This is a genomic window from Pseudomonas sp. M5A4_2d (assembly GCF_053345295.1).
On the sequence record NZ_JBKEZW010000005.1, the window covers coordinates 49,820 to 75,665 of the forward strand.

Below are 25,846 nucleotides of genomic sequence, written 5' to 3' on the forward strand. Positions count from 1 at the left end.
CAGCTCCTACCTGTTTTCCGCGTCAGATTTTGGCCGGGCCGTTGCCGATCTGCCATACAAACGGTGGCTCGGTGCCGTTGATCACCCAATCACCCACGATGCGCGCCTTGTAGATCACCGGGTTGTGGGATGACACGGTGCGCGCATTGCGCCAATGACGGTCGAGGGCTTTGCCCTGGCGCACATCCGAGGCCCCCAGTGCGTTGAACAATTCGCTGGTGGCACGCTGGATCAGCGCTGACACCACCACCTGCGCCGTCGCTGATTCAATCTCTGCAGCCACATTCGCTGCACGTTCTGCGGCGTCATCCCCGGCAAATCGCGCCAGGTACGCCTGTTGTGCCGGCACTGCGGCTTTAAGCGCGCTGGCCTCGGCGGCGTAGACCAGTGCTGCCACCTCACCGACGACTTGTTGAACCTGCGCATCCTGGCTGACGTGGGCGGCATTGCCATGGCTGTAAATGCGTTTGCGACTGCGCACCTGATGCGCCACGTCGTTGAGCGCGGCGCGACCAATACCGGCCAGGCTCGCCAGCAGCACCAACTGGTAGAACGCCGTCTGGTATTTGAAACGGGTGGCAAAATCGATGAGGTTTTCCGTTTCGACGATGGCGTCGGTAAAGCGCGTGGTGCCGCTGCCGGTGGTGCGCTGGCCGAAGCCGTCCCAGTCATCGCTTTGCACCACGCCGGGTTGGCGCGTGCGGGTGGCGGCAATCACGTCGCCACCGGTGTCGCTGCGCTGGGCATATACGTCGATCCAGTCGGAGAAAATGCTGCCGGTGCTGTAGAACTTTTCGCCGTTGAGTTTCCATTGGTCACCGTCGGGGCTGACCTGGGTGACGACGTCGCCGATCGCGACATTGCCGATTTCAGTCCAGGCGCAGCCGACGATATCGCCATCGACAAAACGCTTGAACCACAGGTCGCGACCCGCGCTCGGTGGTGCATTCAGGCGGTCTTCGGCAAAGGCGAAGTGGCCGCGCAGGGCCTGGGGCACGTTGGAGTCAGCGGCGGCCAATTCAATCAGCAGTTCGAACAACTGCGGCAGGGACGCACCACCACCGCCGTATTCCACCGGCACCCGCACCGCGCCAAAACCGGCCTCCTTGAGCCATTGAATCGGCTCATGGGGCAGGGTACGGCTTTGTTCACGCGCCACTGCACCCTCGGCGATACGTTGGAATATCGGCCGAAAACGTGCGGCCAGGGTGGGGTAATCGACGCCGGTGGACAGTGGGTTGATGACGTGTTGCTCGGTCATGGGGTATGGCTCCTGGGCAGTGATCAAGTGTTACGGTGATTGCACAGTCCGTGCCGGGTTCTTCAGCCCGTATTCAGGGGCAAAGGGTGCAATTCACTGTTGCTCCAGCAACAGTGTTTCGACAAACCGGCGCGATCCCTGACATTCGCCGCCCAGCGACCCAGCGCTGTGTTTCTTGTCGCGATGCCCATGGCCCGGGCGTTTGCCAAGGCCTGGCACGCTTGCTGCTCAACCCTTCGGTACATTCCTTTGTGCGAGGTATCGCTAGATGAGTCAGCAAGCCGTGAAATTTGCCTACTGGGTGCCCAACGTGAGCGGTGGGTTGGTGGTGAGCAAGATTGAACAACGCACCCATTGGGGCATTGACTACAACCGCAAACTGGCGCAGTTGGCCGAAGCGGCAGGCTTTGAATATGGCCTGACGCAAATTCGCTTCACCGCAGGCTACGGCGCCGAAAACCAGCATGAGTCCGTGGCGTTCAGCCATGCGCTGCTGGCGGCCACCACCACGCTCAAGGTCATCGCCGCGATCTTGCCCGGCCCATGGCAGCCGGCGCTGGCGGCCAAGCAACTGGCGACTATCGACCAGCTCACCAACGGCCGTATCGCGGTGAATATCGTCAGTGGCTGGTTCAAGGGCGAATTCCAGGCCATCGGTGAGCCGTGGCTGGAGCACGATGAGCGCTATCGCCGCTCCGAGGAATTTATCCGCGCGCTGAAGGGCATCTGGACCCAGGACGATTTCACCTTCAAGGGCGACTTCTACCGTTTCAACAACTACACCCTCAAGCCCAAGCCGCTGGGCCAGCCGGAAGTCTTCCAGGGCGGCAGCTCGCGGGCGGCGCGGGACATGGCCGCACGCGTGTCGGACTGGTACTTCACCAACGGCAACACGCCGGAAGGCATCAAGGCCCAAGTGGATGACATTCGTACCAAGGCTGCCGCGAATAACCATTCGGTCAAAGTCGGCGTGAATGCCTTTGTGATCGCCCGCGACACCGAGGAAGAAGCCCGCGCCGTGCTCGCAGAAATCATCGACAAGGCCGACCCCGAAGCGGTGAATGCGTTTGGTGATGCCGCCAAGCAGGCAGGCAAGGCCTCGCCGGAAGGTGAGGGCAACTGGGCCAAGTCCAGCTTCGAAGACCTGGTGCAATACAACGACGGCTTCAAGACCAACCTGATCGGCACCCCGCAGCAGATTGCCGAGCGCATCGTCGCGCTCAAGGCCGTGGGCGTTGACCTGGTGCTGGCCGGCTTCCTGCACTTCCAGGAGGAAGTCGAGTACTTCGGCAAACGCGTGTTGCCGCTGGTTCGCGAGCTGGAAGCCAAGGCCGGGATCAAACAAGTGGCTTGAAGAGCACCACCGCCGCACGCAATTTGTTATTGCCGAACCGGCACATTCGCTCGAACTCCCCATGGCTCACCGGCAGGTGCTGGCAGTCCAGGGGCTGGCGATGCTGGCTGTGGTCTACATCGGGGTCGTGCAGGTAAACGAAGTCCTCGTCGCAATCGGTGACCATCACCCAATGGGGCGATTTGGAGCGGGTGAGGCGGTAGCTGCTGATCAATACCAGCGGCTGTCCGCCGTCCTGCAATACTTGAGGTAAATCCAGCGCGCCGCCGAGCACCTGCTCAACATCGCTGCCTGCCAGCTCTTCCTCAAACGCCTCGTGGACCAGGCGCATGACGTCCTTTTTATGCTGATCGCGCACGCCGTCGAGAAACAGCGGCCCGCGCACATTCACCTGCATTCGCACCCTGAACCCCCGACGCCAGGCCGCCAGGGCCAAGCCTTGCGGGCTGCAGCCGCCATGGCCTGCGGTCATGAACACGGTGGTCGCCTCGCGCCAGATTTGCAGCTCTTCGCGGCGCTGGGCGAGGCGATGCGGTACCAGCGCGCCCATGGCCATCAGCAGGCAGGCGGCGCCGCAGGTGAAGTCGGTGGTCTGCTGGTAGTACGGCACGCTCTGCGGGCGCGCGACCTGATGCTGGAGAATGCGTTTTTCCAGGCGGATGGCGGCGGTGTGGTCTTCGTAATAGTCGTTGATCACGGCAAAGCGGCGGTAGCCATTGCGTTCATACAGGGCGAGGGCGCCGGGGTTGTCGGTGCGCACTTCCAGGCGCAGGTAAGCGCAATCATGCGCTACGGCGCAGGCCTCAATGCGCGTCAGCAACTGCTTGCCCAGGCCCGTGCCCCGTGCATGCTCGGCGATCGCGATGGAGTAGAGCCGCGCCAGCGAGGTGCCGCGATGGAACAACACCAGCGCATAACCGAGCAATTGCTGCTCATTTTCCGCGACCAGCAACTGGCCATGGGCGCGGCTGACCATCCACTGGAAACTGCGCGGCGAGAGCCGGTCAGTGGTGAAACAATGCTGTTCCAGCGCCACCAATTCGGGCACATCAGCGGGGGTTGCAACGCGAAAGGAAAGAGCCATATGACCGCCGTAAAAGTTGCGTAACGAAACGGGACTTCTCTAAAAGATCGTGCTTAATAGAAAAGGTCGAGTTCTCTAAAGCGGATCAAATATTATGTCGGCGGTACAAAGTCATTGGCGTGAAGTATCCGAGCAAACCGTCGCGGCGACAATAACTTCCAACGGTTATTTTTCCGCGCCTCTTAAAGGTTCCAGTCAAGTCGTGATTATTGTCGAGCGCAAGGAAGATTGGGCCTCCTACTTCCCCAGCGAAGACATCGTGACGGCCCAGGAGTACCTCGAGCAAACCCGCGAGAACGAAACGGGCAAGCGCGTGCAGGTCATCAACCTGTGCCGCAGCTACAAGTACCTGGGGCACGGTTACTACTGCTCGTTGCTGGCCGAAGCACGAGGGCACAAGGTGATTCCATCGGTGCGTACCATCAGCGAACTGACCAAAAAGTCGCTGTATGGCTTGTCCCTGGATGACTTGGATAAAACCCTCGATAAAGCCTTGAGTCATCACCTCTACAGCAATACCGAAGGGTTTACCCTGACGCTGTACTTTGGCCGAACCAATATAGAACCGTTGCAGGAGTTGGCCCGTCAGCTGTTTGAAACCTTCCCGTGTCCGATCTTGTTAGTTGAATTTCGCAAGAACAACGGCTGGCATATCGAGGGCGTGAAATCCGGCGTATTGCACAAGTTACGCGACGACCAGGAAGACCAGTTCGCCCACGCCCTCGACAACTTTAGCCGCAAGATCTGGCGCCAACCGCGCTCACGTCGATTGGCCCGCTATGACCTGGCCATCCTCCATGATCCCCAGGAGCAATTGCCGCCGTCGAATGCCAAGGCGCTGGAGAACTTCGTGCGCGTCGGCAAGGGCCTGGGCATTGATGTGGAACTGATCGAGCGCAAGGATTACTCGCGCCTCGCCGAATACGACGCCTTGCTGATCCGTGAGACCACCAGCGTCGACAACCACACCTACCGTTTTGCCAAGAAAGCCGAAAGCGAAGGCCTGGTGGTGATGGATGACCCGGCGTCGATACTGCGCTGTACCAACAAGGTCTACCTCACCGACCTGCTCAACAGCCACCAACTGGGTATGCCCGCCACCGAGATTCTCTACAAGGAGCGACCGGAAGATTTCGAGCGGGTCGGCGAACGCCTCGGCTTCCCGCTGGTGTTGAAGATCCCCGACGGTTGTTTCTCCCGGGGCGTGATCAAGGTTGAAAGCCAGGAAGCCTTGCTCAAGGCCACCGCCGAGTTGTTTGAACATTCGGTGCTGTTACTGGCCCAGGAGTTTTTCTACACCGAGTACGACTGGCGCATCGGCGTACTCAACCGCAAGCCGATCTTTGCCTGCCAGTACTTCATGTCCAAGGGCCATTGGCAGATCTACAACCACAAGGCCATCGGCCAGGACATCAACGGCGAATGCCGCACCCTGGCGGTCCACGAAGCGCCCAAGGCGGTGGTGGAACTGGCGGTCAAGACCGCCAACCTGATCGGCGACGGCCTGTACGGCGTTGACCTCAAGCAATCCGGCGACAAGGTGGTGGTGATCGAGGTCAACGACAACCCCAATATGGATGCCGGTATCGAAGATGCCTATTTGCAAGACGACCTGTATGCGCTGGTGCTGGAGGAGTTTGTACGGCGCCTGGAATTGAAACGTCAAGGCCAGGTCTGGTGACGCGCCATGATCCAGCGTTTTGAACTGACCGACGGAAAGCTGCGCAAAGGGGACAGGGACGACGCTCCGATCATGCTGTTCAATAACCCGGATGTTGCCGAACGCGAATGGCTGCGCGACCACCATAAACTCGACGAACACGCCCTGGCCTCGGCACTCGACCCGGACGAAGTCTCACGTATTGAATTTCACCCCGACTACCTGTTCCTGATCTGGAAACGCCCGGAGAAATACTCCGGTGGTGGCAACCTGATGTTTGAAGTGGCGTCCTGCGGCCTGTTGTTTTCGCCGGGTCGCCTGCTGGTGATTGCTACCGATGAAACCCCGCTGTCCGGCCTCGGCGCTCGCCGGCCGCTGCACACGCCATTGGATGTGCTGCTCGATCTGTTGCTCAACAACATCCATCACTACCTGGGCCACCTCAAGGTGATAAAGCTGGTCGCGCGGGAGTTGCAGCAACAGTTCAACGCGTCGATGAGCAACCATCACCTGATGCAAATGTTCAACCTCAGCGAGAGCCTGATCTATTACATCAACGCGCTGCACAGCAACGGCGCGGTGCTGTCGCGGTTGCGTAATCATGGGGAAAAGGAACATTTCAGCGCCGAGATCCTGGGGCTGATCGATGACCTGATCATTGAAAACCACCAGTGCTACAAGCAGGCGGAGATCTACTCCAATGTGTTTTCCGGGTTGATCGACGCGCGCGGCAACCTGATGAACAACAGCATGAACAACCTGCTGCGCAAGCTGACGTTGATCAACGTGGTGTTCCTGCCGCTTAACCTGATTGCCAGTGTGGGCGGCATGTCGGAGTTCAGCATGATGACGGCGGGTACACCGTGGTGGGTGTCGTACCCGCTGCTGATGGTGGCGATGGGCGTTGGGGCGGGGTTGATGGTGGTGGGGCTCAAACGCATCGCGGGTGGCGCAAATGTGGTGTGAGCGCTGAACACCTGTGGGCGCTGACTTGCCTGCGATGGCCATAGGTGTCTACGCAACTCTTTGTGTTGAGGGGGTTGGGGGGATTGCGTACATATCCGTTGCTGCGGTAACGGCTGCTTAGGGTTCCGCCCTTACGGCGGGTCACTTTTTTTACAAGAGCGCCTAAAAAAGTAACCAAAAAACGCTTTGCCCCACCACTCGGTGCCTCGCCCAGGCTCGGCATGCCCTCACTCCGGCTTGAATCCGTGGGCCGCCGCCATGGGCCATCCTTGGCCCATCGCGGCTAACCCGGCGTCCTGCCGGGTTACCCACGGATTCAAGCCTGCGTTCGGCCAGCGTGGTTAACGGGGCCTGTCAGATCAAGATCAACAGCAGATCAAAAGCAGAGCACGGCGGCCTGGTAGCCGACCTGAGTGGTTGAAGCAAAAGCAGATCAATAGCTGGGCAGAGCGACACTACTGCTACCTGATGTAATGAGATCCACTGTGGGAGCGGCGGTGCGACGATTCGACTTGCTCGCGAAAGCGGTGTGTCAGTCAACTTATTTGTAACTGACACACCGCTTTCGCGAGCAAGCCCGCTCCCACAGTTGATTGAGTTCAGTTTCCAAGATCAGGTCGGCTGTCAGGCCGCCTCGGTTTTGCTTTTGATCTAACCACTCAGGTCGGCTACTAGGCCGCCGTGCTTTGCTTTTGATTTTGATCTGTTGTTGATTTTGATCTTAGGCGCCCCGTTAACCACGCTGGCCGAACGCAGGCTTTGGAGCGTGGGTAACCCGGCAGGACGCCGTGTTAGCCGCGATGGGCCAAGGATGGCCCATCGCGGCGGCCCACGGTCCAAAGCCTGCGTGAGGGCACACCTAGCCTAGGCGAGGTGCCGAGTGGTGGGGCAAGAGCCCTTTGGTTACTTTGGGGCTTTTCCAAAGTGACCCGCCGTAAGGGCGGAACCCATATCAGCCGTTACCCAAACAACGGATATGCACCCAGCGCCCCCCGACAACCACAGCACTCAACCCGTAAAAAAGATAGGTAGACACCTATGCTGCGATGGCATCACCGCAGAGCGCCTGAAACACCGCGCCGCCTGTATCGCAGGCAAGCCAGCTCACACGTGTGTGCCGTTCAGACGGCTGGCTGCAGGGTCAGTATTTCGAATCCCGAGGCTGTCACCGCGACCGTGTGTTCCCACTGCGCTGAGAGGCTGTTGTCCTTGGTCACCACTGTCCAGCCGTCTTTGAGGCTGCGCACTTTGGCGCTGCCCTGGTTGAGCATGGGCTCAATGGTAAAGACCATGCCTTCGCGCAGTTCGAGCCCGGTGCCAGGCCGACCGAAGTGCAGGATCTGCGGTTCTTCGTGCATTTCACGGCCGATACCATGCCCGCAATATTCACGCACGACGCTGTAGCCGTTGGCCTGCGCATGGCTCTGGATCGCATGGCCGATATCTCCCAGGCGCGCGCCGGGCCGAACCTGGCGAATGCCGGCCCACATCGCCTCGAAGGTCTTTTCCACCAGCCGCTGCGCTTTGGGCGCCACGTTGCCGATCATGTACATCTTGCTGGAGTCGGCGATAAAGCCGCCTTTTTCCAGGGTAATGTCGATGTTGATGATATCGCCGTCCTTGAGGACGTCCTTGGCGCTCGGCATGCCATGGCACACCACCTCATTGATCGAGGTGTTGATACAAAAGGGGTAGTCGTATTGCCCGAGGCTCGCCGGGCGGGCGTTCAAGTCATTGCGGATGAAGGCTTCGACAGCGCTGTCCAGCTCCAAAGTGGAGCGTCCGGCGGCGACAAACCCGTCGAGCATGGTGAACACCTGGGCCAGCAGGCGCCCGGATTCGCGCATGACGGCCAGTTGAGCGGCAGTCTTGATCATCAGCCGCGCCCCCGGATCAGGTCGGGTTTGTCCAACAACAGCTTGTTGATCAGCTCGTTGTAGGGCAGGTGCGGGTTGAGTTCGGCGAGCAGGCCAATCTTGATCCAGAACTCGGCCTGGGCGTTGATGGAGCGGTCCATGGCGGCGCTGGCCAGGCGCAGTTGTTCGTGCAGTTGGTCGGTAATCTTGACGATGCCCATGAGGTTCACTGTGCTGTGTGGATATACAAAGCGTATACGTTTCGTATATCCCTCGTAAACCCCGGCGCGCTGAAAGGTGGTTGAGCATTGACTTGCCCGGTAATCGCCGGTTAATTTCGTTGCATGACTTTTCAAGCCTTCCGCAGCCAGCCAAGCATTATTACCGCCATTCCTCATTTGGCGGGATAGCGCACGGCTGCACCCAAACCCGCCCTAGAGGCGGGTTTTGTTTTTCCGTCTCCAGTGCCCTTTACAAAATGCCAGGAGACACCCATGAGCACCTGCACAGCGACCCACTCCGCCGACCCTGGACTGCTTGAGCACTACGTGAAAAAGATCCTCGCCGCCCCGGTCTATGACCTGGCGGTGCGTACCCCGCTGCAACTGGCTCCTGCGCTGTCGATGTTGCTCGGCAACCAGGTATTGCTCAAGCGCGAAGACCTGCAACCGACTTTTTCCTTCAAGATTCGTGGCGCCTACAACAAGCTCGTGCAGCTTACGCCTGAGCAAAAAGCCCGCGGTGTCGTGACGGCATCGGCCGGTAACCATGCGCAAGGCGTGGCGCTGGCGGCGCGGGAGTTGGGGATCAAGGCCCGTATCGTCATGCCGTGCAGCACACCGGAGTTGAAGGTGCAGGGTGTACGCTCGCGGGGCGCCGAGGCGGTACTGCACGGGGAGAGTTTTCCGTTTGCCCTGGCCCATGCGTTGCAATTAGCCGAGAGCTCGGGGTGCACGTTTGTCTCGCCTTTTGACGACCCGGACGTGATCGCTGGCCAAGGCACCGTGGCAATGGAAATCTTGCGCCAGCAACAGGGGCCGCTGGACGCGATCTTTGTGCCGGTGGGCGGCGGTGGCCTGATCGCCGGGATTGCCGCTTACGTGAAATACCTGCGCCCGGAGGTGCGCATCATCGGCGTCGAGCCCGAAGGCTCCAGTTGCCTGTTGGCGGCCCTGTGCGCCGGTGAGCGAGTGGTGCTGCCGAGTGTCGACGGGTTTGCCGATGGCACCGCCGTGGCGCAGATCGGCGCCTTTGGTTTTGAAATCTGCCGTGACTGGGTGGATGAGGTCGTCACCGTCAGCAACGACGAATTGTGCAGTGCCATCAAATTGATCTACGACGACACGCGCTCCATCACCGAGCCCTCTGGCGCGCTGGCGGTAGCAGGCATTCGCCGCTATGTCGGCCAAAAAGGCGTGCGCGGGCAGACCCTGGTGGCGGTGAATTCCGGTGCCAATATCAACTTTGATAGTTTGCGACATGTTGCTGAAAGAGTGGCGGCGCAAGGTGCAAGTTAGTGCATAAACGTTTAATCGACGCTGTTCGGCGATGATTCGCGCTGCGTAAACAGAGTTATATAAATGGGCCTGCCGCTTATGAGGAAAAGTTACAACAAGAGTTGATTTTGCCGAGTAGGCTGATGAAGGTAAGCGCCTTCCAGGGTCGGTAAGGCGCGGCAGGCAAGCGTCTGCCGGATACACAATAATCTGTTGGCAGTCTCATAAAAGGAGAGGTTGGCCATGCTTTCGGAATTAGAACTTCGCAGCATTATTGAAGGAAGTTTCCTGCCCAAACGGTGCGAATGCACCAAAGCCGAAGATGCTTCGCTGACGATCAGGGTCTATGACGACCGTGACCGCGACCGAGTGGATTTGGAAGTCAAAGGCATAAACGCCGATAAACTCGACAGCAGTCGAGCCATTTGCAACCTCATCAGCGGGTTGCGCGAAGACCTCAAGCACACCCATGCACCCGCTCTGCAAAGAGTCGGAGCGCGCGGCTATTACTAGGTGGTAGTTTGAGGTTGAGTCACCGAAGACCTGTGGGCCTGGATAAACGCCAGGCCCAATACGGGTTTTTTCGCCGCATTTCAGCTCTGAAACAGGCAAGCCTGGGACATCTTCGGGTAGCTCACGTAGTGCACTTCGCCGGCCTTGTCCACGAACTTGATTGATGCATTGATCACCTGGCATTCAGTGACCTGAGGCTCGGTCATGGCAATTACTTTTTGAACGTCCATGGTCTTGCCGTAGTGATAGGGCACCGGTTGCTCATTGGCTTGGGTGAGCGCCGATACGGCGGCCAGCGCCAAGGTGCTGGCGAGGGTAAACAGGGTTTGTGTTTTCATCAGTGTTCTCTTCCACAGTGGTCTGTTCATCGACGTGATGAACGGGAGGCCCGACCCGGGTAACAGCGGAGGCTGTCAGGGGCGGTAGGACGCACTGTTGTTTACCGATATTAACCATGGATTAACGTAACGATTGGCAGACAGGTCCTACATGCCATTCGGTTTTTTCTTGGTGGATAGCCGAAAATACCCACGTATTTGTAGGAGATCTGCTCGTTTGAGTGAAGTGGCGCAGGCCCGCCCCGGCTCCTTTCAGGGGCCGGGTGGCGGAGCGCCGTTGAAGGAGAGCGTCGCTACCGTCTCAATTCTGAAAATCGCAGGCTTCGGACATCTTCCGATAGCCCACATCTTCGATTTTGCCGGCTTTATCGACGAACTTGATATCAGCGTTGATGACCTTGCATACATTAGTGTCGGTCTCGTGCATGGCAATCACTTTGTCGATGTTCAAGGGCATGCCGTATTGATAAGGCACTGGCTTGCTGGCAGCCGTCTGGGTGTCGGCCTGGGCCATGCCCGAGACCGCTGCCAGGGCCAAGGTGCCAGTAAAAACTAAAGTACGCAGTTTCATGAGGGTTCTCCGCAAGTCGTTCGCGGGCGCATCAACACGATGCACCGGCGGCCGCACGGGCCCGGGGGCGGTGAGTGCGGTCAACTTCACGATCGGCTGGCGGGATTAACCTTGGATTAATTGTGGCCTAACTGACAAAACCTTCATGAACGTGTGTTCAGCCGAGCTGTTTTCGATACGGCAAGTCCGGCCCGGTCTTGCTGCAGGTTAGGGCGGCAGCACGGATCGCAAAACCCAGCATACTGTCGATCTGCGCACGTGTGAGCTGGTGCAGGCCTTGCACCGAATCCAGCTGCTGCTCGGTCAACCAGGCAATCAACGCCGCCTGGAAGGTATCCCCGGCGCCGACCGTATCGGCCATCACCACCTTGACCGCCGGTGCAGACCATGTGCCGTGCTGGCGGCTAAAGACGCTAGCACCGTCGCCACCACGGGTGAGGAACACCAACTGGCAACGGTGTTGCAGCCAGCCTTGCAGCACGCTTTCCGGCGACTGATCGGGGTAGAGCAGGTGCAAGTCTTCATCGCTGACTTTGATCAGGTCGGCGTACTTGACCAGTTCGGCCACGCGGTCACGCCATAGCTGGATATCCGGCTGCGGGTTCAGCCGTACGTTGGGATCGAGGCTGATCAGGCGCTTGCCGCTTTCGCGCTTGACCAGGCTCAGCAACGTGTCACCAATCGGCTGCACCACCAGCGAAAACGAGCCGATATGCACCCCGCGAATCTCATCGCCCAGTGTGGGCAGGTGCGCGACCTCCAGCTGGCGGTCAGCGCAGCCTTCGCCGCGAAAGCTGTATTGCGGCGAGCCATTGGCACCCACGGCGACCATCGCCAGTGTGGTCGGCGCGGCGAACTCCACCAGGAATTGCTCACTCACCCCTTCGTCCCTGAGCACTTGCAGCAAGCGGCGCCCGAGGAAGTCGGTGGACAAACCGCCGAACAGCCCGGCCTCGATACCCAGGCGGCGCAAACCCACGGCCACGTTGAACGGCGAACCGCCGGCAATCGCTTTGTAATTGACCTTGGAGGCCTGCCCGCTGGCATCCTCTTCGCTGAAAAAATCGAACAGCGCTTCGCCACACACCAGATACATAGTCGTTCGCTCTTAAAGGGTTGCCACGAGCTGTTGATAGCGCTCGTAGGCGTGTTGATAGGCGCTTACATTGTCGGCCGACGGCAGCGTGCGGCTGGTCGGATCGACGCTTACGCATTTGTCGCACAGGCTGGCCAGGGGCTCGCCGGACTGGCTCCAGGCAGCCTGGATCGCCGCGCCCAGGGCCGCCGCTTCACTTTGTTCGGTGCAGACCACTTCGGTGTTCATGATATCGGCAACCATCTGGCGCCACACCGGGCTTTTCGAGCCGCCGCCGATCAGGCGGATGCTCTGGCCCTGCAGGCCGGTCTGGCGCAGCAGGTCCAGGCCATAACGCAGGCCAAAGGTAGTGCCCTCGACCACCGCGCGGCACAGGTTGGCGCGGGTCAGATTAGTCATGGTCAGGCCGTGCACACTGCCGGTGGCGTGGGGCAGAGCGGGCACACGTTCGCCGTTGAGGAAGGGCAGCATGCTCACGCCATCGGCGCCGATCGGGGCTTGGGCGACCGAGGCGTTGAACGCCGCCAGGTCCAGCTCGAACAGCTCGCGAATCACCCCGGTAGCGTTGGTCAGGTTCATGGTGCAGATCAAGGGCAGCCAACCGCCGCTGGAGGAGCAGAAGGTCGCGACCGAGGCTTGCGGGCTCACATTCGGCTGGTCGGCAAACGCATACACGGTGCCGGATGAGCCCAGGCTCATGGTGATGACACCGGGGGCGATATTGCCCGTGCCGATGGCGCCCATCATATTGTCGCCGCCACCGCTGGAGACGACGGCGTTGGGGTTGATGCCCAGGCGTTCGGCGATGGCGGGCAGAATCGTGCCCACCGCTTGATGTGCTTCGATCAAGGCCGGCAGCGCCGCTTCCAGGCGGCCGCTCGGGTCGATGTGCTTGAGCAGTGCCACATCCCATTCACGGGTGCGCACGTTGAAGTAGCCGGTGCCTGATGCGTCGCCGTACTCCGCGACGGCACGGCCGGTCAGCCAGTAGTTGAGGTAGTCGTGGGGCAGCAGGACATGGGCGATGCGGGCGAATACGTCCGGGTGTTGTTCGCGAGTCCAGAGCAGTTTCGACACGGTGTAACCCGGTGCAATCGCCACGCCGAGGCGTTCCAGCGAGCCATTCTCGCCACCCAGATACGCCAGCAGGCGGTCGTTTTCCGGCGCGCTTTCGGTATCGCACCAGAGTTTGGCCGGGCGTAGCACCTGGCCTTGGTCATCCAGCAAAACCAGGCCGTGTTGCTGGCCGGAGACGCCGATGCCGAGGATGTCCTGGCCATCCACACCTGCCTGTTGCAGAGCACGGTGGGTGGCCTCGGTGAAGGCGTCCAGCCATTCCTGGGTGTGCTGTTCGCGACGGCCATTGGCGCCGCTGATCAGCGTGTGCGCGGCGGCGCCCAGGCCCAGCACCTTGCCGCTGGAAGCGTCGAGGACGATGGCCTTGGTACCTTGGGTGCCACAGTCGATGCCGAGGTAGAGGTTTTGCTGGGTCATGGTGGAGTGCTCAGCAGTATTGTTGGATTGAAAATGTGATCAATGTGGGAGCGGGCTTGCTCGCGAAAGCGGTGAGTCAGTGAAGAATAATTGACTGAAACACCGCATTCGCGAGCAAGCCCGCTCCCACATTTTGATCCCGTTCAGTCAGTTAATCTTGGCGAGCAGACCTTCCAAGGTCTTCGTCACGCCCTGATCTCGAAGGCTTTGATAACACCGCTCGAACGCTGCCACAAACTCCGCTGACTTGGGAATAGCCGTGCCAAAAATCTCCTCAACGCCCAGCAACCGTTGGCTGATCAGCGCCTCATCACTGACCAGGCCCTGGCAGAACTGCGCGCGCGGGTCCGGAATCGTGTAGGCCACACCATTCTCATCCACACCTTTGAGGTACAGCGCCCAAGCGGCCACAACCAGTGCAGCACGCTCCGTCTCGCGCCCGTCCGCGATCAAACGATTGATGGTTGGCACAGTGAATTTCGGAAACTTCGACGAGCCATCGGAACACACGCGCTCCAACTGGTCGGCAATTGCCTGGTTGGAGAAACGATCCACTAGGGTCTGCTTGTATGCCGTCAGGTCGATGCCCGGCACCGGCGCCAGGTTCGGTGTGACGTCCAGGTCCATGTAGGCACGCATGTAGGCGACGAACACCGGGTCATTCATGGTTTCGTGAACAAACCGGTAACCCTTCAGAAAACCCAGGTAGGTCAGGGCCAGGTGGCTGCCATTGAGCAGGCCGATCTTCATCTCTTCGTAGGGCGTGACGTCGTCGGTGAACTGCACGCCAACCGTTTCCCAGGCCGGGCGACCGTTGACGAATTTGTCTTCCAGCACCCACTGCACAAAGGGTTCGCACACCACTGGCCAGGCATCGTCGATGCCGTGGTCATCATGCAATTGCAGACGGTGGGCGGTGCTGGTCATGGGCGTGATGCGGTCGACCATGGCGTTCGGGAAGCTCACGTTGGCCTTGATCCAGTCATGCAGCTCGGCGTTGTGCAGGGCAGCAAAGGCCAGCAGTGCCTTGCGCGTGACGCCGCCGTTGTGCGGCAGGTTATCGCAGGACATTACGGTGAACGCCGCAGTGCCGGCCGCACGGCGCTGGGTCAGCGCCGCGCAGATAAAACCGAACACGGTTTTCGGTGACTCAGGGTGCGCCAGGTCGTGCTGGATCTGCGGCAGGTGGGCCATGAATTCGCCGTTGCTGTCGTCGATGCAGTAGCCGCCTTCGGTGATGGTCAGCGAGACGATGCGAATCTCGGGGCTGGCCAGCTTGTCGATCAGTGCTTGAGCGCCGTCTTCGGCCAGCAGCATGTCGCTGATGGCGCCGATCACGCGCACCTCGGTGTCGTCGGTATCGCCCAGCTCATACAAGGTGAACAGGTAATCCTGGCCGGCCAGGTCGTCGCGGGCCTTGCGGTCCTCGGCACGCAGGCCGACGCCGCAGATGCTCCAGTCGAGGCCAGCGCCGGTATTCATCAAGGCATCGGTGTAATACGCCTGGTGTGCGCGGTGGAAACCACCGACGCCGATATGCGCGATACCCTGCGTAGTGCTGGAAATCGCGTAGGCCGGAATTTTCACTTCCGGCGCCAGTTGGGTGAGGTTCTGTTTATTCAGTTTCATCACAAATCTCGCGAAATCAGGCGGCAGCGCGCAGTGGTCGGGCCACGGCCACGCCGTCGGTGTCGAACAGATGGCAGTGCGCCGGGTCCAGGTGCAGGTGCAGCGTTTCGCCATATTGGCTGGCCATGTCGCCGCGAATCCGCATGGTCAACGGCTCACCGTTGGCGGTGATGACGTGGCAGAAAGTGTCGCTGCCCAGGCGTTCGCCGACGTCGGCAGTGACTGTCAGCGTGGTTTGGCCGGGCGAGGCAATTTCCAGGTGTTCCGGGCGAATGCCCAGGGTCACCGCGCTGCCCACGCTCAAGCTGGCACCACTGAGCGGCAGGCTGATCCGGGTGCCGGCGTCCAGCTGTACTTCGCAGCCCTGGCCCTCAACGCGGGTGACCTTGCCCTTGAGGAAGCCCATTTTCGGCGTGCCGAGAAAACCCGCCACAAACAGGTTGGCCGGCTGGTGGTACAGCTCCAGCGGCGAGCCGACTTGTTCGATACGGCCACTGTTCAGCACAACGACTTTGTCCGCCAGGGTCATGGCTTCGACCTGGTCGTGGGTCACGTAGATCATGGTCGCCTGCAGTTCTTTATGCAGGCGCGCCAGTTCCAGGCGCATCTGCACGCGCAGGGCGGCGTCGAGGTTGGACAGCGGTTCGTCGAACAGAAAGATCTTCGGGTTACGCACAATCGCGCGGCCGATGGCCACCCGCTGGCGCTGGCCGCCGGACAGCTGCTTGGGCTTGCGCTCCAGCAACGGGCCGAGTTCGAGGATGCGCGCCGCTTCGCTGACTTTGCTTTCCACCAGCTTCTTGTCCACGCCGGCCAGGTCGAGGGCAAACGACATGTTCTTGCGCACGCTCATATGCGGGTACAAGGCGTAGGTCTGGAACACCATCGCCAGGTCGCGCTTGGCCGGGGTAACTTCGGTGATGTCGCGGCCATCGAGTTCGATAGTGCCTTCGGTGACTTCTTCAAGGCCCGCGATCAAACGCAGCAGGGTGGATTTACCGCAGCCGGACGGGCCGACAAAGACCACGAATTCCTTGTCGTTCACTTCCAGGTCAATGCCCTTGATGATGGAAAAGCCTTCGAAGCCTTTTTGCAGATTCTTGATTTTCAGGTTGGCCATGGGATGGGCCTCCACGTCTAAATTCGTTTTTGTTAGAGAGCAGCCGTTATTTCACGGCGCCGAAGGACAAACCGCGCACCAGCTGTTTCTGGCTGATCCAGCCAAAAATCAGGATCGGCGCACAGGCCAGGGTCGAGACGGCAGACAATTTGGCCCAGAACAAACCTTCGGGGCTGGAGTAGGAGGCGATCAGCGCGGTCAGTGGCGCGGCGTTGGACGAGGTCAGGTTCAACGACCAGAACGCCTCGTTCCAGCACAGGATCAGCGACAGCAACACGGTAGAAGCCAGGCCACCCTTGGCAATCGGCAGCAGCACGCGGACCATTTCCTGCCACAGCGTGGCGCCGTCCAGGCGGGCGGCTTCGAGGATGTCTTTGGGGATGTCCTTGAAGTAGGTGTAAACCATCCACACCACAATCGGCAGGTTGATCAGGGTGTAGATGATGATCAGCGCAATGCGCGTATCGAGCAGGCCAAAGCTCTTGGCCAGCAGGTAGATCGGCATCAGTACGCCCACCGGCGGCAGCATCTTGGTCGACAGCATCCACAGCAGCGTGCCTTTGGTGCGCTGGGTTTCGTAGAACGCCATGGAGTAGGCGGCCGGCACCGAGATCAGCAGGCACAGGGCAGTGGCGCTGAACGAAATCACCACCGAGTTCCAGGCGTAGGCGAAGTAGTTGCTGCGCTCGTTGATGTGCAGGTAGTTCTCCAGCGTCGGCGTAAAGATGAACTGCGGCGGCGTGGCGAACGCGTCGATTTCGGTCTTGAAACTGGTCAGTACCATCCAGAAGATCGGGAAGAAAATCAGGATCGCAATGGCCCAGGCCAGGGTGCCGAGCAGCAGGCTATGCAGGCGGCGGGATTGTTGAAGCGTCATGGCGCGGCCCTCAAGGCTTGTCAGTCAGGTTTTTGCCGATCATCCGCACCAGGATGATCGCCGCGATATTGGCGATGACCACGGCAATCAAGCCGCCGGCCGAGGCCATGCCCACGTCGAACTGCACCAGCGCCTGGTTGTAGATCAGGTAGGCGAGGTTGGTCGAGGCGTAGCCGGGGCCACCGTTGGTGGTGGTGAAAATTTCGGCGAACACCGAGAGCAGGAAGATGGTTTCGATCATCACCACCACGGCAATCGGGCGGGCCAGGTGGGGCAATGTCAGGTGCCAGAAGATCGCGATGGCGCCGGCACCGTCCAGGCGCGCGGCTTCCTTTTGTTCCTGGTCGAGGGACTGCATGGCGGTCATCAACAGCAGAATGGCGAAGGGCAGCCATTGCCACGACACAATGATGATGATCGACAGCAACGGGTAGTGCGCTAGCCAGTCCACGGGCTCGGCGCCGAACAACTTCCACACGGCGGCGAGCACGCCCGACACCGGGTGGAAAATCAGGTTCTTCCAGATCAGCGCACCGACGGTGGGCATGATGAAGAACGGCGAAATCAACAACACCCGCACCACCCCGCGACCAAAAAACTCACTGGCCTCGAGCAGGGCACTGATCAGCACGCCGAACACCACGCTGATCAGCAGCACGCTGCCAACCAGCAACAGGGTATTGGTGGCGCCGGGCAGGAAGCCCGAGTCGGTGATGAAGTAGGTGAAGTTCTCCAGCCCCACGAATTGGTTTTCGCCGGGGTAGAGCAGGTTGTAGCGGATCAGCGAAAAGTACAGCGTCATGCCCAGCGGCACGATCATCCACAGCAGCAGCAAGGCCACCGAGGGGCTGACGAGGAACCAGCCGGGGTTGGCCAGGCGGCTTTTGCGCGGCTTTTCCTGCGTGGTGGTTTGCACTTGGGCAGTGTTGGTATTCATAGGGTCAGAACCAGTCAGGTACATGCAGAACGAGAGTCGAAGCGCGGTCAATGTGGGAGCGGGCTTTTGTGGGAGCTGGCTTGCCTGCGATGGCATCCACTCGGCTTAACTGACAGACCGAGGTGTCTGCATCGCAGGCAAGCCAGCTCCCACCTAAAGCAGCTCCCCACATTGACAGTGGCTAGCCTGCTTTACTTGGGATAACCCGCCCGCTTCATTTCACGCTCGGTGGTGGTCTGCGCGGCGGTCAAGGCTTGATCCACCGTTTGCTGACCGGTCAGCGCGCCCGAGAAGAACTTGCCGACCTGGGTACCAATCGCCTGGAATTCAGGAATGGTCACCAGCTGGATACCGATATACGGCACTGGCTTGAGGGTCGGTTTGGTCGGGTCGGCGACTTTCAGCGATTCGAGGGTCACTTTGGCGAACGGCGCCGCCTTCATGTACTCGTCGCTGTAGGTCGACTTGCGCGTACCTGGCGGTACGTTGGCAATGCCGTCGGTCTTGGCGACCAGTTGGCTGTATTCCTTGGAAGTGGCCCAACTGGTGAACACCTTGGCGGCGTCCTTGGCTTTGGAACTGGTCGGAATAGCCAGGGACCAGGAGTACAGCCACGACGTGCCCTTGTCGGTTTTCTCGTGTGGGGCGAAGGTGAAGCCGACATGGTCGGACACCTTGCTCTGGGTTTTGTCGGTCACGAACGAGCCGGCCACGCTGGCATCGACCCAGATCGCGCACTTGCCGCTGTTGAACAGCGCCAGGTTTTCGTTGAAACCGTTGCTGGAAGCCCCCGGTGGGCCGGATTTCTTCATGTTGTCGACGTAGAAGTTCAGCGCGTCCTTCCACTCTGGGCCGTTGAATTCCGGCTGCCACTTCTCATCGAACCAGCGCGCACCGTAGCCGTTCGCCAGGGTGGTGATCAGCGCCATGTTCTCGCCCCAACCGGCTTTACCGCGCAGGCACAGGCCGTATTGCTCTTTGGTCTTGTCGGTGAGTTTTGCCGCGAATTCACCGATCTGGGTCCAGGTCGGGTGCTCAGGCATGGTCAGCCCGGCGTCCTTGAACAGGTCGGTGCGGTAGTAGGTGATCGAGCTCTCGGCATAGAACGGCAGGGCGTACAGCGAACCTTTTACAGACAAACCGTCACGCACAGAAGGGAATACATCGTCGAGGTCGTAGGACGCCGGCAGGTCTTTCATCGGCTCCAGCCAGCCCTTGGCGCCCCAGAGTGCAGCTTCGTACATGCCGATGGTCAATACATCGAACTGTCCGCCCTGGGTGGCGATGTCGGTGGTCAGGCGCTGGCGCAGCACGTTTTCTTCGAGCACCACCCAGTTCAGCTTGATGTCCGGATGCTCGGTCTCGAAGGTTTTCGAGAGCTTTTGCATGCGGATCATGTCGCTGTTGTTGACAGTGGCAATGGTCAGGGTTTGCGCGCCAAGACTGACGGCGCTGAGGGTCATGCATACAGTCATGCAAGAACAGGTAAGCAGAGCTTTTGCTGTGAACTTCATCGCGCACTCCATTTCCGCGCCCAAGGGCTACGGAAGGACAGTTATTGTTGTTGTGTCTTCCTACAAGCAGTCAGGAAGAGTGTGCGTTGATTACAGCCTTCAAATGGGGTTATGACAAATCCTTGGGCGCACTGGGACTGATACTTTTTTGCACTGCCAGAGGCAGCGCGCCTCCCGCACCGACCACAGCAGCGGATGCGGGCAAGACGGCTGCCTGGATTAATCGGCGAAGTCGAAGACGTCGTTGATCATGGGCTTACTGAAAACGCCCTTGCCAGTCCCCTCGATCAACGTGAAGGTGCCATCCGGATTGATATCAACGCCCAGTGAGCTTGCTATTGTGGTTTCCACGCCCGGCTTTTTCAGGATATCCAGCAGTGGTTTTTTTCCGTTGGACTTTTGTCCCAATACTACCCCCATGCCTGCCGCAGATTGGGAGTCGATGCCGCCTACAAATATGACTTTGCCGCCATTCGCCAATGACGTGTTCAGTTCATCCAGTACTTGATAAGTATCTTTATTGAATAAGCCGATTTCCAGATTACTGCCGGTCAGATGCATCAATGTGCGTTTTTGATACACGCCGTCCTTCAGGTCAGTCAGCACTGCGAGTGCAGAGCAGTGTGACAGGCTGCGAGTCGACAATTTTGTGTACGGGTCTTCAGCGGTATGCGAGTAACCCATCAGCACTTCAACGGGAGGTTTGATCTTCGGGGCCCCAAAGGTGCGCGGTTGATAATCGACCTTGGTTTTGTAAATCACCGGCTTTTCATCACTGCCAATATTAAGTTCAATCTCCGTGCCATTATCTTTCATGACGTTAAATTCGATATCGCGCCCAGCGAGCTTGCGGTTCATTTCCGTTTGGGCCATGAGGTGGATGTCATTGTCACTGAGGGTTGGATAGTGTCTGCGGTAACCCGCCGATGCATCTTCGTAGATCTTGAATGGATCTTCACCGTCAATGCCCAGGTAGTCTGTAATGATTTCCTGCTCAAAACCCTTTACGCGCACGCCTGTGAGTGCATGAAGTTGCGCCGCGAGGGACTGTTCAGCCCCGCTACCGGAGTAGCACGCTAATAACCGCACGTCGCTATAGTCTCGGATGTCTATGTCGCGCGCCAACAATTCGCGGTCTATATCTACCGCTGCGTAACGCTTGCCCTCTTCCCCAAAGATGTACGCAGGCTCTTCGCCTATGGGTTTCTCACCATGGCCCATGATGTTGAGGCGTTGCTTGCCGTTGTACGTGTCCACGAAGACTTGAATGTCGCCGGTAAGCGGTTTGATCTCCAGCGCACCGCCCAAGACGATGCGGTTTTTCAACGGGGAGGCGGGCGGTGCCACGTCATCGACCAACAGGCTGGTGCCGGTGGCCGGCCTTGCTGAGAGGGCGGTGGATTGTTCAGGCAATGATCGCGCTTTGAAATGGATCAACAGCGTCGCAAGGTTGACCAGCAGATCTGTCAGCGCCGCTTCTTTCCCCTTCGAGCCCTCATCACCCAGAACCTCCAGGTCCTTGATGATGCCTTCAGCCTGCAGCAGCAAACCGAGTACGGCGCCGGGTCCGCGCAGTGCTGGCAGTACTGCATTGAGGAGCAGGAACCCCCCAGTCTTCAGAGACGCCCACCGGCTTTGTGCATCGGATGTCGATTGTTGTTCGGCCAGGGTGATCAAGCTGTGGGCGTTGGCCTCGTACAGGTATTCCATCAATTTTCCGTCTTGCAGCGTTTGCTGCAGTCGGGTGTCCACGGCCAAGGGGATTGTCTCGTTGGCGGAAACGGACCCCAGGCGGTAGCCGAATATCACCAGGTTAGGGTGTTTAAAACCGTTGCCGCGGTAGAGCTGTCGGGTATTTTCGTCGGGTAACCAGGCGAGGGTATCGTTTTGCAGCTTGCCTGGCTGCTGTATGGCTTCCAGCAGTGCCTGGCGAGAAGGGAATTGCAGGAGCGGGGCATCGGCAACCAGCGGGCGATAGAGAATATGCGGGCCGGTTGTGCTGTCTTTGGGTTCGATCAGGTAGGCACCTTCGACCACATCGGTTTTACCTTGCGCCTTATTGTCAAAGGCCAGTGGTCGAATAACGATGTCCTTCCCGTCCAGGGCCCTGGGGCCTGGCCCCGGCTTGAGTATCTCCTGGACATACCGGAACCCCGTGTTGTTGAACCCGGCTTCTCCCTTGATGCTCAGTTCCAGCGCTTTGAGTTGTAGTTCGATGGGCACTTGCTGGACAAACAGTGACCGGCGTTCCGCCATTTTGGCGGGGTCGTCGAGAAGTTTTTCCTTGAGTAAGGCGGGGTAGGTCTTGCCGATATCAAGGTCGGTAACCAGTTTTTTAAGCACACCCTCTTGCTCAAGTGCGGGCACCCGGACTTTGATGTCTACGCCGTTTTCATCCTTGAGCCCTGACTTGAAGAAGACCTCTATCTGGCCATCAGGCAGCCCCGACAGGTTATTGAGCAGCATGTCCGTCAGGCTCATGGTTTGGCGATCGATAAAGCCAGAACCCAGTGTCCCGTAAGCCACTTTGAAGACCACCTCCAGATTCTCGGCGGCGTGCTGCGTGAGCTTTTGGCTTTCGGGCAACAGGTCAAATTGCTGCTGTGCAAAAGCGCGGATGTCCTTGATGTCGCTGTTGTACGCAGCGCCTTTATTGCGCTGTATGAAGCTTGCCAGCCCCTGGCTGAGTTCATGCATTACAAAACGTTCCGCTTCACCGGCATTGCTCATCCAGTCGGGCAACCGGGGTTTTGCGTGCGACGGGGCCTTTGTGTCAGTCGGTGGTGGCTGTTTGAACAGGCTGTCGCCCTGATGCTGTTTGATAAGGGTATCGGCCTGGGCGTCGAACATATTGCCGGAGAGCTTCTCCAGGGTATCCCCGGCCTTTTCGATGTCGTCCCAGGCGTTATACGGTGTGATTTTTCCACTGGGCTCCACCAGCAAGAGGATTTGACGATCTGATTGCGACAGGTAGCGATGAATCACCCAATTCGGCGTGGAACCCGGCGTGGAACCGGCCAGGGTATAGACGGTAGCGTCCGATGAATTGGGATCAAGTGGTGCGGGGCGCGTCGATCCTTCGGGGTGCCTCACGACCATGTCCACGGTTTTACGTTGCTCGTCATCCAGGCCGGGTTGTTTCATGCTGGCCAGTTGCAGGTTGCTGCGCAAAATATGACTGACCAACGTACGACGGCTGCCGGTGAAGGCGGTGTTGGCATGGGTCGCAGTGCTGAAGGCCTGCTTGTTCCAGTATTCGCGCGAATCAGTCTCGAAGGCTTGGTTGAGTCGGCCCGGTAGCTCACCTATGACATCGCTTAGGGCCGTCAAATCAAGGTCGAGCGGGACGTCGGCAGCGTTGCCCGTGCGGGCCAGTAAGTCAGGGCGAGTGTCAAACGCCCTATCGGTGCTGGTGAAGTTCGGGGCCTCACCGCCGGCCAGGTAGTCCAAGGCAAATGTCATCAATTGTGTTTGCTTAACTTTTCCAGGGGTGTCCGCGTCGGATGTTTCAATGGCGATCTGGTTGACGTCGACGTCCAGTGACGGGGCCGCCTGCTTTATCCGCTCGCTGAGCAATCGTGCGACCACCGAGTACACGTTGGGCTCACCGGCAAACTGACGGCGTGCAATCGCGGCCGCCGGGTCGAGGGCAGTGATGGGCGTTTCAACCGCTGGTGCAACCACCTCAGGTTGAGTTGCGCTTGGGTTTGCGAGCTTCTGGATGGCGGCGCGTTGCCGTGCCTGAGCTGCGCTGGAGCGTGTGTCTGTCGCAGGGGTGTCTTTGCTCAATGCGTGAAAGCCGTTGCGACTGAGCGTTGAGGCTTGTTTGAGTACACCCACCAACGTGCCGTCATTGTTTGGCTCGCCGTAAAATTTACTGATCCAGGAGAGGCTGATCTGCACGTCTTTGCCGGGCGGCACGCTTGTGTTGCGCAGGGTTTGCCCGAGGGTTGAGTATTCAGGTATCTCAGAAACCGAAAAGCCGGTGCGCGGGCCTTTGTCGTAACGCGCCATTTCCGGCCTGATACTTAACAAGGCGCTGCTATACAGTCTCGCCATTTCCAAGTCAGCTTCCTCAACTGACGGCTTGAGCGTGCGCTGAAAAGGGGAGAGAAGCTCGGGCTTCAATGCGATTTCCCCAGCAAAATCTTCTATCGCTTCACGTTGTTGCTCTTGGATGCGCGAATAAACCGGGTTGAGCCCTCGGGCTTTTGAGTCAGGCTCACGCAGCGCGTCGAAGGAGTGGTGGTGTTGCTGCAGGGTGATCAATCGGAGCATGTCTGCCGGTCTGCCGTCATGGCGCGCGGCGTAGAAGTCGCCTATTACCTCGGTAGAGGCACGGTGTGCGCCGGTATACCTGATCAATTCTTTAGGCGGCGAGGCGAACGCTCGAGCGGCGGCTGTAACGGCTGCGGTGGCCTGCTCATAGCCAGTATCATATTTGCTGAACGTGGCAAGTTTGCCGTTTGCAATGCAATCAATAGCCCATCCTGATTGCGTGTTCAGTTTGAGGGTTGAGGTATCAATTTTGTGTTTGCTTGCGAAACTTGCAAAGGGTTCGCTTTGAATGGCATGGGTAAGTTGAGCCCAGGCTCTACCGAACGTTGAGAAGGGAGGAATATCGGCAATCACCGTAGCCTCCCGCGAGCGCTTCTTTCCAGCGGGATCGGCAATGACTTGATCCATCAATGCAGCGCTATGCAGGGAGGAGAGGGCTGCATCGCCTGCTCTGATCAATTGGGTTGCGATCTTTGTGGTGGTCAGGTCCACCACTGGGCCGGAACGCTTAATCCGTGCAGGATGAGTAGAGGTGGCTTCGGATTGGGATGGGGTGAGGGTTACAGACGAGGGATGCAGGCTGGAGCGAAAGGGCTCGATTCTCATGAGCGCGTTTTCCTAACGGTGCGAGAGCTAAGGTATACGCAGTAGTTATTTAATGCGTACATCGCGGATAAGTCTCGTGGAAACTTACCTTTGAACCGTAGGTTTATTGGTCGTAAGCGAGAGGAAGTTCACCTTCCAGTGTTACCGGATGTGAGGTGGTACAGCCAATGTTTACGACAGGGCATACAGCGGTGCAGGGCTTGGGCTCATCACATGAATAACTACCCCAAGTTCTGCTCCGTCAAGCGCTGCACCGCCAGCCGGCGGTAGTGGGAAGGGGTCATGCCCTTGAGCTGCTGGAAGCGTCGGTTAAAGTTGGAGATGTTGTTGAAACCCGACTCAAAGCACACGTCCGTCACGGCTTTATCGCCGTCCGCCAGCAACTCGCAGGACTTGCTGATGCGCAGGCGGTTCACAAACTCGATAAACGTTCGCCCCGTCGCCTGTTTGAATACCCTGGAGAAATAGGTGGGCTTCATTCCCAGGTAGTCCGCCACTTCTTCCAGCGACAACTCGCGGGCGTAATGCGCGAAAATGTAGTCCACCGCGCGGTTCGTGCGGTCGATGCTGTGCTCATCCGCCAGTTGCGGCGTGGTCACGCCGGACAACAATTGATAGTCCTCACACGCGCTCAGCACTTCCAGCAAGATAAAGAAGTACCCCAGGCGCGCCATGCCTTGGGCCTCCTCGATGCGTTGCATCAAGGTCATGGCCTGGGCGATGGTCTTTTTGCAGCGAAATTCGATGCCGCACTGCGCCCTTTCGAGCAGCGGTGCCAGGGTCTTGAGTTCGGTGAAGATCTGGCTGCCGCCCTCAAACAGTTCATCGGTGAAATTCACCAGCATGTCGCGCTTGGGCACTACCTCGTCTTCATCCACCTGGCTGATCCAGTTATGGGGCAGGTTGGGGCCGGTGAGGAACAGGCTTTCCGGGTAGAAATTACCGATGTAGTCGCCGATAAACACTTTGCCGGAGCTGGCCACGATCAGGTGCAGCTCGTACTCCTTGTGGAAATGCCAGCGCACCAGCGGGCAGGGGAAGCCGTGTTGGCGATAGATGATGGACAGACCGTTGTGATCGTCCATCAGCTCGTAGGAAGGGTCGGTGATTCGCGTTGCTCGGGTCATGCTGCCGTCGCTTTATTGTGGTTGCTGCTTGGGATAATGCCCCCTTGCGCGTGACCTCGCCAGCGTCGG

20 protein-coding genes are annotated in these 25,846 nt (G+C 59.0%); 5 read left to right on the plus strand and 15 right to left on the minus strand.

Going from position 1 to position 25,846, the window contains the following annotated elements; translation table 11 throughout:
• Positions 1-22: 22 nt before the first annotated feature.
• Complete coding sequence (locus ACLBW8_RS15005) at positions 23-1,261, minus strand: acyl-CoA dehydrogenase family protein (protein ID WP_447805695.1); 1,239 nt, start codon at positions 1,259-1,261, stop codon at positions 23-25.
• Positions 1,262-1,529: 268 nt separating this feature from the next.
• On the opposite strand from ACLBW8_RS15005, the gene sfnG reads away from it, so the two are divergent.
• Positions 1,530-2,615 carry a dimethylsulfone monooxygenase SfnG gene (sfnG, locus tag ACLBW8_RS15010; protein WP_432750312.1) on the plus strand — a complete coding sequence of 362 codons (1,086 nt, stop codon included), beginning with the start codon at positions 1,530-1,532 and terminating at the stop codon, positions 2,613-2,615.
• Here sfnG and ACLBW8_RS15015 read toward each other — a convergent pair.
• Entirely contained in the window at positions 2,599-3,699 is a 1,101-nt protein-coding gene (locus ACLBW8_RS15015; RefSeq protein WP_447805696.1) for a peptidase C39 family protein, read from the minus strand. The two genes, sfnG and ACLBW8_RS15015, sit on opposite strands and share 17 nt — an antisense overlap.
• Before the next feature lie 94 nt (positions 3,700-3,793).
• Between ACLBW8_RS15015 and ACLBW8_RS15020 the strand changes: the two genes are divergently transcribed.
• The gene (locus tag ACLBW8_RS15020) at positions 3,794-5,380 is read left to right on the plus strand and encodes a RimK family protein (protein WP_064452160.1); all 1,587 of its coding nucleotides are present in this window, start codon (positions 3,794-3,796) and stop codon (positions 5,378-5,380) included.
• Positions 5,381-5,386: 6 nt separating this feature from the next.
• On the plus strand, positions 5,387-6,325 hold the full coding sequence (locus ACLBW8_RS15025; protein ID WP_064452161.1) for a magnesium transporter CorA family protein: 939 nt from the start codon (positions 5,387-5,389) through the stop codon (positions 6,323-6,325).
• A 1,121-nt stretch (positions 6,326-7,446) separates the two neighbouring features.
• On the opposite strand, the gene map is transcribed toward ACLBW8_RS15025, so the two are convergent.
• Both map and ACLBW8_RS15035 read right to left on the minus strand, forming a co-directional pair.
• Positions 7,447-8,202, minus strand: a complete 756-nt coding sequence (gene map / locus ACLBW8_RS15030; RefSeq protein WP_447805697.1) for a type I methionyl aminopeptidase — start codon at positions 8,200-8,202, stop codon at positions 7,447-7,449.
• Positions 8,202-8,402, minus strand: a complete 201-nt coding sequence (locus tag ACLBW8_RS15035; RefSeq protein ID WP_017135045.1) for a ParD-like family protein — start codon at positions 8,400-8,402, stop codon at positions 8,202-8,204. The genes map and ACLBW8_RS15035 overlap by 1 nt, the downstream gene beginning before the upstream one ends.
• A gap of 273 nt (positions 8,403-8,675) precedes the next feature.
• Between ACLBW8_RS15035 and ilvA the strand changes: the two genes are divergently transcribed.
• Complete coding sequence (ilvA, locus tag ACLBW8_RS15040; RefSeq protein WP_447805698.1) at positions 8,676-9,698, plus strand: threonine ammonia-lyase, biosynthetic; 1,023 nt, start codon at positions 8,676-8,678, stop codon at positions 9,696-9,698.
• A gap of 222 nt (positions 9,699-9,920) precedes the next feature.
• Positions 9,921-10,190 carry a DUF1652 domain-containing protein gene (locus tag ACLBW8_RS15045; RefSeq protein WP_064452166.1) on the plus strand — a complete coding sequence of 90 codons (270 nt, stop codon included), beginning with the start codon at positions 9,921-9,923 and terminating at the stop codon, positions 10,188-10,190.
• Positions 10,191-10,270: 80 nt separating this feature from the next.
• On the opposite strand, the gene ACLBW8_RS15050 is transcribed toward ACLBW8_RS15045, so the two are convergent.
• The 11 genes from ACLBW8_RS15050 to ACLBW8_RS15100 all read right to left on the minus strand — a co-directional run bounded on the left by ACLBW8_RS15050 (position 10,271) and on the right by ACLBW8_RS15100 (position 25,777).
• Complete coding sequence (locus tag ACLBW8_RS15050; protein WP_447805699.1) at positions 10,271-10,528, minus strand: DUF2790 domain-containing protein; 258 nt, start codon at positions 10,526-10,528, stop codon at positions 10,271-10,273.
• 301 nt (positions 10,529-10,829) lie between these two features.
• Positions 10,830-11,099, minus strand: a complete 270-nt coding sequence (locus ACLBW8_RS15055; RefSeq protein WP_262667769.1) for a DUF2790 domain-containing protein — start codon at positions 11,097-11,099, stop codon at positions 10,830-10,832.
• A 157-nt stretch (positions 11,100-11,256) separates the two neighbouring features.
• Positions 11,257-12,195, minus strand: coding sequence for a carbohydrate kinase family protein (locus tag ACLBW8_RS15060; protein ID WP_447805700.1), 939 nt, complete (start codon positions 12,193-12,195; stop codon positions 11,257-11,259).
• Positions 12,196-12,207: 12 nt separating this feature from the next.
• Positions 12,208-13,689 carry a xylulokinase gene (xylB, locus tag ACLBW8_RS15065; protein WP_447805701.1) on the minus strand — a complete coding sequence of 494 codons (1,482 nt, stop codon included), beginning with the start codon at positions 13,687-13,689 and terminating at the stop codon, positions 12,208-12,210.
• A gap of 147 nt (positions 13,690-13,836) precedes the next feature.
• Complete coding sequence (locus ACLBW8_RS15070) at positions 13,837-15,318, minus strand: mannitol dehydrogenase family protein (RefSeq protein ID WP_447805702.1); 1,482 nt, start codon at positions 15,316-15,318, stop codon at positions 13,837-13,839.
• Positions 15,319-15,334: 16 nt separating this feature from the next.
• Positions 15,335-16,438, minus strand: coding sequence for an ABC transporter ATP-binding protein (locus ACLBW8_RS15075; protein WP_064452172.1), 1,104 nt, complete (start codon positions 16,436-16,438; stop codon positions 15,335-15,337).
• Between the two features lie 46 nt (positions 16,439-16,484).
• The gene (locus tag ACLBW8_RS15080) at positions 16,485-17,315 is read right to left on the minus strand and encodes a carbohydrate ABC transporter permease (protein ID WP_447805703.1); all 831 of its coding nucleotides are present in this window, start codon (positions 17,313-17,315) and stop codon (positions 16,485-16,487) included.
• Between the two features lie 10 nt (positions 17,316-17,325).
• Positions 17,326-18,252, minus strand: coding sequence for a carbohydrate ABC transporter permease (locus ACLBW8_RS15085; protein WP_064452173.1), 927 nt, complete (start codon positions 18,250-18,252; stop codon positions 17,326-17,328).
• Between the two features lie 191 nt (positions 18,253-18,443).
• A complete protein-coding gene (locus tag ACLBW8_RS15090; RefSeq protein WP_407017322.1) occupies positions 18,444-19,727 on the minus strand; it encodes an ABC transporter substrate-binding protein in 1,284 nt (427 codons plus the stop codon).
• A gap of 258 nt (positions 19,728-19,985) precedes the next feature.
• The gene (locus tag ACLBW8_RS15095) at positions 19,986-24,536 is read right to left on the minus strand and encodes a hypothetical protein (RefSeq protein WP_447805704.1); all 4,551 of its coding nucleotides are present in this window, start codon (positions 24,534-24,536) and stop codon (positions 19,986-19,988) included.
• A 335-nt stretch (positions 24,537-24,871) separates the two neighbouring features.
• On the minus strand, positions 24,872-25,777 hold the full coding sequence (locus ACLBW8_RS15100) for a helix-turn-helix domain-containing protein (protein ID WP_447805705.1): 906 nt from the start codon (positions 25,775-25,777) through the stop codon (positions 24,872-24,874).
• Positions 25,778-25,846: the final 69 nt, after the last annotated feature.